Source organism: Pseudomonas sp. TE31087, assembly GCF_057284075.1.
In genome coordinates this window covers 1510631-1525785 of record NZ_JBXVNN010000001.1, presented here as the reverse complement: position 1 = coordinate 1525785, position 15155 = coordinate 1510631, and the positions used below count along the sequence as shown (strand labels likewise).

The following is a 15155-nucleotide window of genomic DNA, read 5'->3' as shown; positions in this document are numbered from 1 at the left end:
CGCACGCTGTCTCTGTAGGAGCGGCCTTGTGCCGCGAAAGGGCCGCAAAGCGGCCCCGGCGATCTTTGCGTAAACGCTGATACCCTGGGGCCGCTGCGCAGCCCTTTCGCGGCACAAGGCCGCTCCTACAGGGTCAGAGGGCGCAGCTTCAGCTCAGCCGCGGGTCGGCGCGGGGACGATGCGGTTGAGGACGGTGCTGCCGTCCTTGCTGCGGGTCAGGTACACCGGCAGCACCTTGGGCAGGGTGTCGACCAGGCGTGCAACCTCGCTTGTGCTGTAGACACCGCTGATGCGAATGCTGGCGGTGCTGTCGTCGGCCACCATGAGCGGCTTGTCCAGGTAGCGGTTGATCACCGGCAGGGCCTGGCCGAGGCTGAGGTTGTCCAGCACCAGCTTGCCGCTGCGCCAGGCCAGGCTGTTGGCGTAATCGTCGCTCTGGTTCAGTTCGGGTTCGAAATCGCCCTTGTGGTAGCTGGCCTGCATGCCCGGGCCAAGACGGTAGCCGCCAGTGTTGCCGCCGGCGCTCACCAGCACCGAGCCTTCCACCAGCGTCACCTTGACCTGGTCCTGATACTTCCACACGTTGAACTGGGTCCCGGTAACCCGGGTCTGGCCGTTGGCGGCGTGGACGATGAACGGGTGGTTGCTGTCGTGGGTGACCTTGAAGAATGCCTCGCCCTTGACCAGGGTGACCTTGCGCTCGTCCTTGTAGTTGAGGAAGCGCAATTCGCTATGCAGGTTCAGCTCGACGCTGCTGCCGTCGCTCAGGCGCACGTGGCGCAACTGGTCGGTGGCTTCGAAGTGCTGGTAGCCGTTGGGCAGCCAACCTTGCTCCCAGCCGACCCAACCGGCCAGGGGCAAGGCGAGCAGGGCGATGGCGGCAGCCGAGGCGAACGGGCGCCAGTGACGCGTCGGCGTCGCTTGCCGGGTGGGCAGTGGGATCACCTGGGCGCTACGTGGGAGCAGGTCGGCGGTGTCCCAGATTTCCAGCATCGCCTGGTATTCCTCGGCGTGCCGCGGGTCGCTCGCCAACCATTGGCCGAACGCCTCGCGCTCGCCCGCCGTGCAGTCGTCGGCGTGCAGGCGCATGCACCAATGCGCGGCGGCATCGGTAATGGCATCTTCTTCGCTTGGAATGTGGCGGTCCTGGTTCATCGCGGCTCCCGGTTTTGCGGCATTCTACCCCCGGGCGGGTGCTTCCGAGAACGAGTTAATGGCGAATGACTATCAATTGTGCAGTTTTTCGTCGTATCTGAGGTTGGGTTTCATCTGCGACAGGGTGATTTGCCGGTTTGCGCGGGCGATCCCCTGGCGCATGGCACCGGCTGCGCCGGTGTTCGCGGGCAAGCCCGCTCCCACAGGGACCGCGATGCGATGCACGAAGCAATACTCGAGCGCGCATCGGATACCCTGTGGGAGCGGGTTTACCCGCGAAGAAGGCAATGCGTTTTATGGCACCGGCTGGGCCGGTGTTCGCGGGGCAAGCCCGCTCCTACAGGGGGGGGCTGCGTGGGAGCGGGCTTGCCCCGCGATGAGGCCCTTCAGACGGTACGCAGGCGCGCCTTTTCCACCTGCTGCATTTCCACCCCGTCGAGCAACGCCTCGACCACTGCCTTGGCCGCGTCCAGCCCGTGGTCGTTGCCCAGCAGCAGGTCGTGGCAGGTGCCGGTTGCCAGCTCCATGGCCTTGAGGTTGGTGGCGAACGCGCCCTTGAGCAGGGTGGACAGGTGCACCAGTGCATCTTCGAAGTCCACGCCTTCGCGCACGGCGAACAAGGAAGGGTGGCTGCATTCGCAGTTGCCGAAGCTGGAGTGCGCCGTGGTGGCGCGGGACGGAGGATCAGGTAAGCCTTTTGTCATTGTGTCGCTCCTTGATTCAATGGAGCCGCCACTCGACGTGACCAAACGAATGGGTGGCGACTGTACGCGGGTTGGTCAACCGGGAATCAAGGAAACCGGCGCGCACGGAGGCGCCCCACGCACAGCCGCCATAGAACGAGACAGCCGGGCACAAAAAAAGCGCCAACTGAATCGCAGAGCGGGCGCTTGTGCGCCTTGATGTTCGCGGGTGACCAAACCCGGCTGCTGGACTTACAGCAGCGGGCGAAGGTTACCGGGGGAACGCGGGAGATTCAAGAACGAATATGTAAAAATTTATCCAATGGAACTAGGATAGTTCTTCAGATGTTCTTTTATCTTGCCTCAAGGAGTTAGCGACTGCGTTCACGCTTTCGATGTAGTTTGCTGATGCCTGAGCGTAGTCGGACTGTGAGTCTGAGCTTGGAGAGCTGGTCAACTTAAGGTGCGCGGCGCTGAAATTTTTAGCGGAGATGGCTACCTGTTCCAGAAGTATATAGTTTTTCTCTGTGATCCCTAAGGGGGATGGATCAAATGTTGTACCGTCTTTTTTTATTTGATCTATAGTCGGTATATTTGACGCTTGTTTTAGTGCGTTCATTCTGGTTGTGTTTTGGAGCGTCGCCAGGTCAAATTTGAGCTCTTTGGATAATGTTTCCATCTCATGGGATGGCGTGTTATTTATAATTTCTTTCAACCTTTTTTCGGCTGTACTTTTAATCATTCTCCCATCCGGGTCGACATGATTTACCGGATCCCCCCCGCAATACCCATAGGCATTGATCCCACCCGCCGCAAAAGGGCTGAGCCCGTCCGGCGAGTGGAACCGCATCAATGTCGGGCTGAACGCACGATGCCCATTGCCGAGCAGGTAACAGCCCGTCAACAGTTCCCGTATCACGCCATTGAAGCCAAGCTGCGCGCGGATATCCGCCTGGGCCGGATCATGGCCGTAAGCCGAGAAAACGAACCCATGGCGCAAGGCCCCCCGCGACGCCACCAGCACGGAGCCTGCCAAGTCGCCTGCCAGCAGCCTGGTATCTGGACTAACCACCTTCCCACCCACTGTTCAGAAATGACCAATCCACGTTAACGTGCGCCCCTGGCCAGTGAAACTGGCAAAAATGCCAGGTATGGCACTACCGACAAAGAGGACTTGCAATGCCAGAACCCTCCAACCTGCTGGCCTTCGCCCTGATCAGCCTGGGCATGGTGCTGACGCCGGGCCCCAACATGATCTACCTGATCTCCCGCTCCATCTGCCAGGGGCGTGGCGCCGGCTTGATCTCGCTGGGTGGCGTGGCGCTGGGCTTCGTCTTCTACATGCTCTGCGCCGCGCTGGGCATCACCGCGCTGGTCATGGCCGTGCCTTTCGCCTACGACGCCCTGCGCATCGGCGGCGCGCTGTACCTGCTGTACCTGGCCTGGCAGGCGCTGCGCCCGGGCGGGCGTTCGCCGTTCCAGGTCCGCGCCCTGCCGGCCGACAGCCCGCGGCGGCTGTTCATGATGGGGTTTCTGACCAACCTGCTGAACCCCAAGATCGCGGTCATGTACCTGTCGCTGATGCCGCAGTTCATCGAGCCCGGCCACGGCAGCGTGCTGGCGCAGTCGCTGGTGCTGGGCAGCACGCAGATCGCCATCAGCGTCACGGTCAACGCGCTGATCGCGCTGATGGCCGGTTCCATCGCCGTGTTCCTGGCCGGCAGGCCGGTGTGGCAGCAAGTCCAGCGCTGGCTGATGGGCACGGTGCTGGCGGCGCTGGCGCTGCGCATGCTGGCCGAAGGACGCCGTTGATCGTCGGCGTCGATCCGATGGAACGTTTTGCCACCGGGCGACTTCTTACCCTCAGAGGAAAGAAAACGTGCCCGGGAAAACCGAGACATGAAAGCGCGCCAGGAGAGCAAGACGGTTAACCTGCAAGCACTGCCGAGCTTCTTGGGCGGCGGTGGCGAAGTCAGCTGCCTGTTGCAGGCGATGGACTGGCGACAGTCTCCGCTCGGAGTGCCGGATGGCTGGTCGCCAGTGCTGCAGTCGGTGGTGGCCATGCTCCTGCCGGCGCAGGCGCAGATCGTGCTGTTCTGGGGGCCGCAGTACATCGCGTTGTACAACGATGCCTACTGGCCGACCATCGGCAGCAAGCACCCCGCGGCCCTGGGCCGGCCCGGACAGGAGCACTGGAGCGAGTTGTGGAACGACCTCGAGCCGCTGCTGCGCGGAGTGCGTGAAACCGGGGTGACCTTCTCGGCCCGGGATCGGCCGTTCTATATCGAGCGACATGGCCCGGGCGAAACCGCCTATTTCGATGTCTCCTACTCTGCCGTGCGCGAGGCCGACGGTGGGGTGGGCGGCGTGCTGTGCATCGTCACCGACACCACCGAGCGGGTGCGTTTCCAGCAACGCCAGGCGTTTCTCCAGGAGTTGCGCCAGGCCTTGCCGGGCCTGGGCGAGGCCGAGCGCATCGAGGCCCATGCGGTGCGCCGCCTGGGGGAGGAACTGGGCGCGGCGCGGGTCTGCTTCGGCGAGGACCTGGGCGATGGCCGACGCTATCGAGTTGCTCAGGAGTGGGCCGCCGAAGTACCGTCGATGGTCGGCTTCAACCAGTACTCGGCCCTGGACCCGGCCCTGCGTGAGGCCTTGCTGGCCGGCCAGGCCGTGCAGCGCAACTATGAACCGAGCAAGGGCGCGCCGGCCCGGTTCAAGGGCCTGTGCGCCACGCTGCACGTGCCGGTGCTGCGCGCCGAGCATCTGGAGGCGATGCTCGCGGTGCATTTTCATACACCCCATGCCTGGGGCGAGAGCGAATGCCTGCTGGTGGAAGAGGCCGCCCGGCAGGTCTGGGCGGCGGTCACTCACGCCCGTGCCGAGCGCGCCCTGCACATGCTCAACGAAAACCTGGAGGAGCGGGTGGCCAACATGCTTGCCCAGCGCGAGGCCGCACTGGTGCAACTGCACGAAGCACGCAAGATGGAGATGATCGGCCAGCTTAGCGGCGGCATTGCCCACGACCTCAACAACATGCTGACACCGATCATCGCTTCCCTGGAACTGCTGCGCCGCCATCCGCAACCGGAGCGCGCCGAGCGCCTCATCGATGGCGGCCTGCAGGCGGCCGAGCGCGCGCGCAATCTGGTCGGGCGCCTGCTCAGCTTCGCGCGGCGGCAGACCCTCAAGCCGACGACGGTGTCGCTTGCGGCGCTGGTGGGGGACATGCGCGAGCTGATCGCTCGCTCGCTGGGCCCGACCGTTGCCATGGAGGTCAGTGTCGAGACGGCACTGCCGGGGGTGCTGGTGGACCCGCACCAACTCGAACTGGCTTTGCTGAACCTGGTGGTCAATGCCCGCGATGCCATGGGCGAGGGCGGGAAGTTGACCATACGCGCCGGTCTTGGCGGCGACGGTACGCCTGGTCCGCCCGGTCTGCAGGCAGGGCCACAGGTGTGGCTGCGGGTCACCGACAATGGCTGTGGCATGAGCGAGGAGGTGCTGGCGCATTGCGTCGAGCCGTTCTACTCGACCAAGGGCGTGGGTCGCAGCACCGGGCTTGGCTTGCCGATGGTGCAGGGCCTGGCGCTGCAGTCCGGCGGCGGCTTCGGCATTCGTTCGCGCGTGGGTGAGGGCACCGAAGCGACCTTGTGGCTCCCGGCCAGCGAGCAGGAGGTGGTTGATGAAGCGGCCAAGCCGGTCGAGGTTCCCCGGGCGCAAGGCCAGATCCGCGTGCTGCTGGTGGACGACGAGCCACTGGTGCGTCAGGCCACGCTCCTGCAACTGCGTGCCCTCGGCTACGAGGTGACCGAGGCCGAGGGACCGGCCCAGGCGTTGGCGTTGCTGGACAAGGGCCTGCTGCCCGATGTGCTGCTGACCGATCATGTCATGGCCGAGACTACCGGCGTGCGCTTCGCCCAGCAGGTGCGCGAGCAGCTGGTGCAATTGCCGGTGCTGATCATTACCGGTTACACCAACCTGACGCCACGTGAGTTGCATGGCTTCGAGGTACTGCGCAAACCGTTTCGCCAGGACGAGCTGGGGCAGAGTCTGGCGCGGCTATTGGCGACGCGAAAGTGAACGCTGTGGAGGAAACCTCGAACAGCATGCAGCCCGCTCCCATGCCATGGCGAGTTGATGCGACTCACCGACTAGCCAGTACATCCCCCAGCATCTGGCACACCTGTTCGGCCGAATAGGGCTTGGCCAGGAACGCGAAGCCCTGGTGGCCACCCTCGGCGATCGCTTCGCTGTACCCGGAGGTGAGAATCACCGGCAGTTGCGGCTGGCTGCGCCGCAGTTCCCTGGCCAGGGCGAGACCGCCCATGCCCGGCATCACCACATCGGAGAACACTGCGTCGAATCCGCCGCGGGCCGCCGCGATCTGGGCCAGGGCATCCTCGGCCGAGGTCGCCCAGCTGATCTGGTAGCCATGGTCACGCAGGATCTGCGCAGTGAAGCTGCCGACATCCGGATTGTCCTCCACCACCAGGATGCGCTTGCGCTCGCCGGGCAGGACCAGCGGCACCGTCACGTCAGGTGTTTCGCCATCGGCCTGCGGCACCTGGGGCAGATACAGGGTGAAGGTGGTGCCCTGGCCTGGCACGCTGACCACCTGCACATCGCCACCGGATTGCTTGACGAAGCCGAACACCTGCGACAGGCCAAGCCCGGTACCCTGGCCGGCGGCCTTGGTGGTGAAGAACGGATCGAAGATGCGCTCCAGCAGGTGCGGGGCGATGCCAACGCCACTGTCGATGACCGAGATCGCCGCGAACGGCCCGTCCTGCGCCGCCTGTCCACGCAACGCCGGCAGTCGCTGATTGGCCTCCAGGCGCAGACGCAGCGTGCCCGCGATGCCGTCCATGGCGTCACGGCCATTGATCATCAGGTTGATCACCGCGGTTTCCAGCTGGCCGAGGTCGGCGTGCACGTGGCAGGGCGTGTCGGGCAGTTCCAGGCCCACCTGGATGCGGGCGCCGGTGGCGGTGTCGAGCATCTCGGCCATGGCTTCGAGCCTGGGACCGGCCTCGAACACCTGCGGGCTGAGGGCCTGGCGCCGAGCGAAGGCGAGCAGTTGTCCGGTGAGCTTGGCGCCGCGGTCGACGGTGTCGGAGACGGTCTTGAAGTAGCGGCTGCGCCGAGTCTCGTCGAGGTCCGCCCGCTGCAGGAAGTGGATGGAGGAGCGGATGATGGTCAGCAGGTTGTTGAAATCGTGTGCCACGCCGCCGGTCAATTGGCCGATGGCCTCGAGCTTCTGCGCCTGGCGCAGCACGGCCTCGGTGTGCAGCAGCTGGCTGGTGCGCTCCTCCACGCGTTGCTCGAGGGTGGCGTTGAGGGCCTCCAGCGCCGTCAACGCCTCGCGCACCTCGGCATTGGCCTGGACCCGCTGGATATGTGCCCAGCAGCGCTCCGTGGCCTCACCGATCAAGGCCCTCTCGTAGCGGGTCCACGTCCTGGGCGCCTTGTCATGGATGGCCATCAGCGCCGTCAGGCGGCCTTCCTTGATCAAGGGCATGCAGATGGTGGCGGTAATGCCGATGGCCTGGAAGGTCGCCGATTCGCGGGGTGGCAGTTGCGCAAGGTTGTCCTCGATCACCAGCGCCAGTCCGGCGCGCAGGCGGCTGACGGCCAGATCGCCGAAGTCGGCAAGGCGGTACTGGCCAAGCAGGCGCGGCGAACCTGGCGCGACCCAGTCGCCGCAGATGGTGAAACCGTCCTCGTCGGGGTCCATGACCGCATAGGCGCAGCTCGACAGGTGCAGGTGCTCGCCCAGCAGGCGCGTGGTGGTGGCCATGACCCGTTCAGGATCGATGGCGTTGGCCGCCGCCCGGCTCAAACTGTCGAGAAAGTTCAGGCGCTGGTTGGCCACCACGCTGGCGGTGGTCTCGGTAACCGTGTCGATCATCCCCACCACCTGCCCGTCGTGGTCGCGGATGGGGCTGTAGCAGAAGGTGAAGTAGGCGCGCTCCGGGCTGCCGTGGCGCTCGATCATCAGCGGGAAATCTTCGATGTATACGGCTTCGCCGTCGAGGGCGCGCTGGGCCAGGTGGTGGATATCACTCCAGGCTTCCTGCCAGACCGCGCTGAAGGGGCGGCCCAGGGCAGAGGGTTTGTTGCCGAGGATTTCGCTGAAGGCGTCGTTGTGCAGGGTGATCAGCGCGTCGCCCCACAGCACGGCCTGGGGAAAGCGCGAGGCCAGGCACAGGGCAACCGTGGTCTTGAGCACATCGGGCCAGCTGGCAAGGGGGCCCAGGGTGGTCGACGACCAGTCGTGGTTGCGGATGCGTTCGGCCATGAGACCGCCGCCGTCGAGCCATTTCGCCATGAGCTGTGCGGGTCCTTGTGCGTGAGAGCATCAGGGTGCACCGAGACGCGGCGCTTGGCGAGGGGTTTAGTGTCGTCTGGGGGGGGCGCCATCGCGGGGCAAGCCCGCGCCCACGGTATGCATCTCTGGAAGAATCACGTGGGAGCGGGCTTGCCGGCGATGGAGCGCAGGGCGACCCGAATCAGACCTTGAACTGCGCCACCAGCCCATTGAGTTCCAGCGCCAGGTGCGACAGGTCCTGGGCCGATGCGCTGGTCTGGTTGGCCCCGGTGGTGGTCTGCATCGACAGGTCGCGGATGTTCATCAGGTTGCGGTCCACTTCCCGCGCCACCTGGGCCTGTTGTTCCGAAGCGCTGGCGATCACCAGGTTGCGCTGGTTGATCGAGGCGATGGTCCGGGCGATCAGTTCCAGGGCCTGGCCGGCCGACTGCGCCACCTCCAGGGTGCCGCTGGCACGGCCCTGGCTGCTGTGCATGGCGCTGACCGCGCGCTCGGTGCCGACCTGGATGCCGCCGATCATCTGTTCGATCTCGGCGGTGGACTGCTGGGTGCGATGGGCCAGCGCCCGCACCTCGTCGGCGACCACGGCGAAGCCACGCCCGGCTTCGCCGGCACGGGCGGCCTCGATGGCGGCGTTGAGGGCCAGCAGGTTGGTCTGCCCGGCGATCGAGCCGATCACATCCAGCACCCGGGTAATCTCGTTGGCGCTGCTGGCCAGCTGTTCGATCTCCCCGGCGGTACCGGTGACATCGTCGACCAGATGCTGGATCGAAGCCAGCGCCTGGTTGACCTGGTCACGGCCGTCCCGGGTGGTCTGGTCCGCGCCTTGGGAGGCCTCGGCGGTGCTCACCGCGTTGCTCGCCACTTCCTCGACGGCGCTGGTCATCTGGTTGACCGCAGTGGCGGCCTGGTCGATCTCGGTGCTTTGTTGCTGCAGGCCGCGGCTGGTGTCCTCGGTGACGCTGTGCAGCTCTTCGGAGGCCGAGGCCAGGCGGTCGGAGGACGCGGCGATCTTGCCGATGGTGTCGCGCAGGCTCTGCTGCATGCGGCGCAGGGCGTGCAGCAGCAATGCCGGCTCGTCGTGGCCGACTACCGTGATCTCGCGGGTCAGGTCGCCGGTGGCGATGCGCTCGGCCACCATGACGGCGTCGGCCAGCGGCGCGACGACGCTGCGGGTGAACAGGGTGGCGATGGCGATCAGTGCCAGGACGATCAGCACCAGTGCCGTGATGATCACCGCATACGCCTGGTCGCTGACCGTGTCGCTGCGGTGCGAGGCCGTTTCCGCGCCTTTGTAGTTGAAGGCCACCAGTGTTGCCATGGCGTCCATCATACGGTCGGCGCGCTGGATCAGCGGGCCATTGATCAGGCGTCTGGCTTCGGCCATGCGCCCGGCGCCGATGTTCGCCAGCACCTGTTGCTGTTGCTGGGTGTATTGCTGGCGCGCCACCAGGAAGGCATTGAACAGGCCGCGGTCCTGGGGGTCGGAGATGGTCTTCTCGTAATCCTTGAGGTCCTGCTGGATCGCTTCCTCGATACTGTTGAGCAGGTTGACGCTGGCGTTTTCGTCGGTGTCTTCCTCCAGCGCCGCGCGCAGCGTGGCGGCGCGTTCCTGGGCCAGGGTGCCGCCGATCTCGTTGAGGGCGATCACGGCCGGCAGCCAGTTGCGGCGGATCTCGTTGGTGGCATCGTTCATCTGCCGGGTTTCGTACAAGGCCACCAGGCCCATGGCCAGGACCAGGCCGGCCAGCAGCGTGAACAGGCTGGTCGCCCGTTTACCGATCTTCATGTTTCTCAACAGCATGGATGTTCCTTGACGTCAGAATGCAAACGTCAGGAGCATGATTCCGGGGGCTGCGGGGAGATAGTCGCCAGGTCGCACGTATTGCGGCGGATTTTCCTATTTGCCGGTACCTGTCCCGGCGTAGGCGGGCTCCCAGCGGACGGCGTCATCCGCTGGTAGCCCGGTTGAGCGGCAATGTAATGCGCTTGCTCAGACTTTGAACTGCGCCACCATCCCGTTCAGCTCCACCGCCAGGCGCGACAGGTCCTGGGCCGCCGCGCTGGTCTGGTTGGCGCCGGCCGAGGTCTGCATCGCCAGGTCGCGGATGTTCACCAGGTTGCGGTCCACCTCCCGGGCCACCTGGGCCTGCTGTTCGGAGGCGGTGGCGATTACCAGGTTGCGCTGGTTGATGGTGGCGATCGCCTCGGCAATCAGCTCCAGGGCCTGGCCGGCCGACTGCGCCACGGCCAGGGTGCCGTTGGCACGGCCCTGGCTGCTGTGCATGGCGCTGACCGCACGCTCGGTGCCGGACTGGATGCCGCCGATCATCTGCTCGATCTCCGCGGTGGACTGCTGGGTGCGGTGGGCCAGGGCACGGACCTCGTCGGCGACCACCGCGAAGCCGCGGCCGGCCTCACCGGCGCGGGCGGCCTCGATGGCGGCGTTGAGGGCCAGCAGGTTGGTCTGCCCGGCGATCGAGCCGATGACGTCCAAGACCTGGCTGATCTCGTTGGCGTGGCTGGCCAGCTGCTCGATTTCCCCGGAGGTGCCGGTCACGTCATCGACCAGGTGCTGGATCGAGGCCAGCGCCTGGTTGACCTGGTCGCGACCGTCGCGGGTAGTGCGGTCGGCGCCCTGGGAGGCGTCGGCGGTGCTCACGGCGTTGCTCGCTACCTCTTCGACGGCGGCGGTCATCTGGTTGACCGCCGTGGCGGCCTGGTCGATCTCGGCGCTCTGCTGGTGCAGGCCGCGGCTGGTGTCCTCGGTGACGGTGTGCAGCTCCTCGGAGGCCGAGGCCAACTGGTCGGAAGACGCGGCAATCCTGCGCAGGGTGTCGCGCAGGCTATGCTGCATGCGGCTCAGGGCGGCCAGCAGCAAGGCCGGTTCGTCGCGGCCGAGCACGACGATTTCGCGGGTCAGGTCGCCGGTGGCGACCCGCTCGGCCACGGCAACGGCATCGGCCAGGGGCACGACGATACTGCGGGTGAGGAGGGTGGCGATGCCGATCAGCGCCAGGGTGATCACGGCAATGGCGGCGATGATCAGGCTGAAGGCTTCGTCGGAGGCCGCGCTGCTGCGCAGCGAGGCTTGCTCGGCGCCCTGGGTGTTGTAGTCGATCAGTTCGGCCAGGGCCTTCATCATGCTGTCGGCGTACTCGGCCAGCGGGCCGTTGACCAGACGTCGGGCCTCGTCCAGTCGGTCATCGCCGGCGGCGCTGCGAATGGCTTGCTGCAGTGCGTGATAGCGTTCGCTCAGGCCCATGAAGGCGTCGAACAGGGCGCGGTCGTCCGCGGCGAAGATGGTGCGCTCGTAGGCCTTGAGGTCGTTTTCGAGCTGCTGGTTGACCTGGACGATCTTGTCCAGCGTGGCATGGCGGGCGCTGCTGCTGTCCTCAAGGACACTGCGCAGGGTCAGGGCGCGGGCCCGGCCCAGGTTGCTGCTGACCTCGCCCAGGGCGAGCACGGCGGGCATCCAGGTGAGACGGATTTCGTCGGTGGCGCTGTCCATCCGCCGGGTTTCGTAGAGGGCGACCAGGCCCAGGGCCAGGACCAGGACCCCGAGCAGGGTGAACATTCCTGCTGCCCGAATACCGATCTTCATGTTCCGTAACTGCATGCGACGCTCCTTGACGGTGGCTGGCAGGCGTCAAGAGCGCGGACTGACCGGGCTCGGCTGGAAAGGCTCTCGATGCACTGCGAAGGGGGTTATATCCTCACGGTTCATGTTGTTTTTTCTGAATGATGACATAACGCCACTATTATTGACCAGTCGTTCAATGTAATGACGCATACAAACAGGCCCGTCACTTCCGGGACGGGCCTGTTGTTTTCGTTCACTCGACGATCGGAATCATCGGGTCGGCCGCCGCCAGGGCCAGGGCGCGGTCGGCGGCCGGCGGGTAGATCCAGACCGAGTTGATCTGGCGCTTGAGGTCCTTGCCTTCCTGGCCCTGCAGCTTCAGTTCGCGGGTCCAGCCTTCGCTGTACGCGGCGCCCCAGTCGCCCAGGTCCAGGCAGGTGACGTACTTGGGCTGGCGGTACGCTATCGGCGCCTGGCCCAGCAGGTCGGCCATGGCGTTGTTGCCGCTGTGGCGACCCATGGGGATGGCGTGCTGGCAGGTCATCAGGGCGTGGTTGCCCAGCTCGTCCACCGCGGCCCAGGCCACATCGCCGGTGGCATAAATGTGCGATTGGCCGATCACCTTGAGGTGGTCGTCGACCCGCAGGCGACCGAAGCCGTCACGCTCGCCGGCGACCTGCGCGGTCAACGGGCTGGCCTTGACGCCAGCGGTCCAGATCACGGTCTTGCTGGCGATGTACTCGCCGTTGTCCAGGGTCACGCCGCCGGCATCCACCGCCACCACCGAGGTGCCGGTCAGCCATTCGACGCCCGCCTGCTCGCTGGCGGCGACGATGGCCGGGGTGATCCCGGCACCGAGGGCGGCACCGACGCTGGCGCCACGGTCGATCAGCACCACGCGGGCATGGCCTTCACCAAGGATGGCGCGCAGGCGCGGCGGCATCTCGGTGGCGGTCTCGATGCCGGTGAAGCCGCCGCCGCAGACCACCACGGTGTTGCGCGCCGGCGAGGCGGGCAGGCTGGCCAGGCCGTGCAGGTGCTGTTCCAGGCGCACGGCCGACTCCATCTGGTCGACATCGAAGCTGTGCTCGGCCAGGCCCGGTACGGCAGGGCGGGCCACCTGGCTGCCGGCGGCGAGGATCAGGCGGTCGTAGGCGAGCTGCTGCGGCAGGCCATCGGCATCGCGGTAGCCGACCTGGCGGGCGGCGCTGTCGATGCTGTCGGCGGTGCCAGGGATGAACTCCACGCCCACCACGTCGAACAGCGCCTCCAGCGGTGCCTGCAGCGTGTGGACGTCGGCCTCGTAGAAGCGTGGACGGATGCGCAGTTGCGGCTGCGGGGCCAGCACGCTGATGCGCACGTCGCCGCGTTGTGCCTGGTCGAGCAGGCGGGCGGCGCTCAGGGCGCTCCAGACACCGGCAAAGCCGGCACCGATGATCAGGATACGAGAGGTCATGTGGATGCTCCGCAAGGACAGGAAAAAGGTCTTCGATGAGGCGTTCACGGCCCGTCGAATAACTACGACTGTATTGATCGTAGTTTAAGTCGGCAAGTGTTATTTTTCGGGTCGTCCTTTCGCAAACGCAGGTGTATCGGCTGTATCCAGCGTGTTTATTGGCTTCTGCTGGGATATTGATATGCTTGCACGGCGACGACCGGCTTTGCCTGCCACCGATTATGGGCGTACTATTTGCGACAGAATTAGTCGGAGATTGATATGTCCCTTTACAGCGCCGGCGTCGAATACGGCATCCATTGCCTGCTGTTCCTGGTGGACGAGCGCGGCGACAGCCGCGAATCCAGCGTGCGCGACCTGGCCGAGTTGCAGGGCGTGCCCCAGGAATACCTGGCCAAGGTCTTCACCAAGCTGGCCCGCGCCGGATTGGTGGCGGCGACCGAAGGCGTGCGCGGCGGATTCCGTCTGGCGCGGCCGTCCGACGAGATCACCGTGCTGGATATCGTCACGGCCATCGACGGGCCGAAGAAGCTCTTCGACTGCCGGGAGATCCGCGAGCGTTGCGCGGTGTTCGAGGGCGCCGCGCCGGCCTGGGCCACCGAAGGCACCTGCGCGATCCATGCGGTGATGCTGGGGGCGCAGAAACGCATGGAGGAGGCGCTGGCCCAGCAAACCATCCTCGACCTGGCGCGGCGCTTCGGGCGCAAGGCTCCGGCCGAGTTCGGGCAGAAGGTCAATGACTGGATGAGCGAGCGGCGCGACGGCAAGGGCGCCAGTGGGGACATTCCGCTGCAGGCCGTCTGACGAGCTGGGTCGGTTGGGCGGCGCAACGGAAAATTGTGCTCAACCCCAAGGTAAATCCTTGCCTGCGCGATAAGCCCACAGGTGCCAAGCCGAGGTAAGCTGACAGAAAAATTCCGTGCGCCGCTCCCGGCGCCAGAGAGGTCAGCGTGGCTTCCTACACCTTGCGCCAACTCAAGTACTTCGTCACCACGGTGGAGGCCGGCAGCGTCGCCGAGGCCTCGCGCCAGCTGTATATCGCCCAGCCGTCTATCTCCACCGCGATCAAGAGCCTGGAAGAGAGCTTCGGTGTGCAGCTGTTCATCCGCCATCACGCCCAGGGCGTGTCGCTGACGCCCAGCGGCAAGCGCTTCTATGCCAAGACCCGGGCCCTGCTGCAGATGGCCCATGAGTTCGAGCAGAACGCCCTGGCCGACAACGACACGGTGGCCGGGCAGATCGACATCGGCTGTTTCGAGACCGTGGCGCCTTTGTACCTGCCGCGACTGATCGCCGGTTTTCGCCAGCGTTACCCGGGGGTGGACATCCGCCTGCGCGATGGCGAGCAGCAGGACCTGATTCAGGGCCTGACGGCGGGCACCTTCGACCTGGCGTTCCTCTACGACCATGACCTGGACGGCACCATAGAGACCGAGCCGTTGATGCCGGCGCAGAAACCCTATGTGCTGCTGCCGGAAAAGCACCGTTTCGCCGGCCAAACCCAGGTGTCGCTGCGCGACCTGTGCCCGGAACCGATGATCCTGCTTGACGTGGCGCCTAGCCGCACCTACTTCGTCAGCCTGTTCAACGAGCTGGGGCTGACGCCGAACATCGTCTTCAGCTCGCCGTCGATAGAGATGGTCCGGGGCATGGTGGGCCAGGGTTTCGGTTTCTCGCTGCTGGTGACCCGGCCGCACTCCGAATTCACCTACGACGGACAGCGCCTGGTGACCCTCGACATCACCGAGCCGGTGGCGCTGTCGGGCCTGGCGGCGGCGCATCTCAAGCGCGTGCAGTTGACCAAGCCGGCGCAATTGTTCGTCGAATTCTGTCGCGAGGAACTGGCACGCCTGTAGGCGTTGACCATCCGTCGCCAACATGGCGCTGGCGAGCGAACGTTGCCATGCCAGCGGTTTCTTCCACTAAGGTGCTAGAGGCACTTCGACGTTG

11 protein-coding genes are annotated in these 15155 nt (G+C 65.6%); 4 read left to right on the top strand and 7 right to left on the bottom strand.

Annotation, left to right across the window (positions count from 1 at the left end; translation table 11 throughout):
• Positions 1-153: 153 nt before the first annotated feature.
• The 3 genes from ACZ899_RS06945 to ACZ899_RS06935 all read right to left on the bottom strand — a co-directional run bounded on the left by ACZ899_RS06945 (position 154) and on the right by ACZ899_RS06935 (position 2910).
• Positions 154-1155: a FecR family protein gene (locus tag ACZ899_RS06945; RefSeq protein WP_234561015.1), complete on the bottom strand. Its 1002-nt coding sequence runs from the start codon at positions 1153-1155 to the stop codon at positions 154-156.
• A gap of 386 nt (positions 1156-1541) precedes the next feature.
• Complete coding sequence (locus ACZ899_RS06940; protein ID WP_028689390.1) at positions 1542-1775, bottom strand: hypothetical protein; 234 nt, start codon at positions 1773-1775, stop codon at positions 1542-1544.
• Positions 1776-2166: 391 nt separating this feature from the next.
• Positions 2167-2910, bottom strand: a complete 744-nt coding sequence (locus ACZ899_RS06935) for an RHS repeat-associated core domain-containing protein (protein WP_234561014.1) — start codon at positions 2908-2910, stop codon at positions 2167-2169.
• A 107-nt stretch (positions 2911-3017) separates the two neighbouring features.
• On the opposite strand from ACZ899_RS06935, the gene ACZ899_RS06930 reads away from it, so the two are divergent.
• Together ACZ899_RS06930 and ACZ899_RS06925 are read left to right on the top strand one after the other, a co-directional pair.
• Positions 3018-3650 carry a LysE family translocator gene (locus tag ACZ899_RS06930; RefSeq protein WP_203646805.1) on the top strand — a complete coding sequence of 211 codons (633 nt, stop codon included), beginning with the start codon at positions 3018-3020 and terminating at the stop codon, positions 3648-3650.
• Positions 3651-3737: 87 nt separating this feature from the next.
• Positions 3738-5918, top strand: a complete 2181-nt coding sequence (locus tag ACZ899_RS06925) for an ATP-binding protein (protein WP_234561013.1) — start codon at positions 3738-3740, stop codon at positions 5916-5918.
• A gap of 64 nt (positions 5919-5982) precedes the next feature.
• Here ACZ899_RS06925 and ACZ899_RS06920 read toward each other — a convergent pair whose 3' ends face one another.
• The 4 genes from ACZ899_RS06920 to ACZ899_RS06905 form a co-directional block, all read right to left on the bottom strand.
• Entirely contained in the window at positions 5983-8166 is a 2184-nt protein-coding gene (locus tag ACZ899_RS06920; protein ID WP_234561012.1) for a response regulator, read from the bottom strand.
• Between the two features lie 181 nt (positions 8167-8347).
• Positions 8348-9955 carry a methyl-accepting chemotaxis protein gene (locus ACZ899_RS06915; RefSeq protein ID WP_442799932.1) on the bottom strand — a complete coding sequence of 536 codons (1608 nt, stop codon included), beginning with the start codon at positions 9953-9955 and terminating at the stop codon, positions 8348-8350.
• A gap of 204 nt (positions 9956-10159) precedes the next feature.
• Positions 10160-11743 (bottom strand): methyl-accepting chemotaxis protein, encoded by a 1584-nt coding sequence (locus tag ACZ899_RS06910; RefSeq protein WP_442799931.1) that lies wholly within the window; start codon positions 11741-11743, stop codon positions 10160-10162.
• A 259-nt stretch (positions 11744-12002) separates the two neighbouring features.
• Entirely contained in the window at positions 12003-13205 is a 1203-nt protein-coding gene (locus tag ACZ899_RS06905) for an NAD(P)/FAD-dependent oxidoreductase (RefSeq protein ID WP_234561009.1), read from the bottom strand.
• 261 nt (positions 13206-13466) lie between these two features.
• On the opposite strand from ACZ899_RS06905, the gene ACZ899_RS06900 reads away from it, so the two are divergent.
• Together ACZ899_RS06900 and ACZ899_RS06895 are read left to right on the top strand one after the other, a co-directional pair.
• Positions 13467-14009: an RrF2 family transcriptional regulator gene (locus tag ACZ899_RS06900; RefSeq protein WP_234561008.1), complete on the top strand. Its 543-nt coding sequence runs from the start codon at positions 13467-13469 to the stop codon at positions 14007-14009.
• Between the two features lie 146 nt (positions 14010-14155).
• The gene (locus ACZ899_RS06895; RefSeq protein WP_203646793.1) at positions 14156-15061 is read left to right on the top strand and encodes a LysR family transcriptional regulator; all 906 of its coding nucleotides are present in this window, start codon (positions 14156-14158) and stop codon (positions 15059-15061) included.
• The last annotated feature ends 94 nt before the right edge of the window (positions 15062-15155 follow it).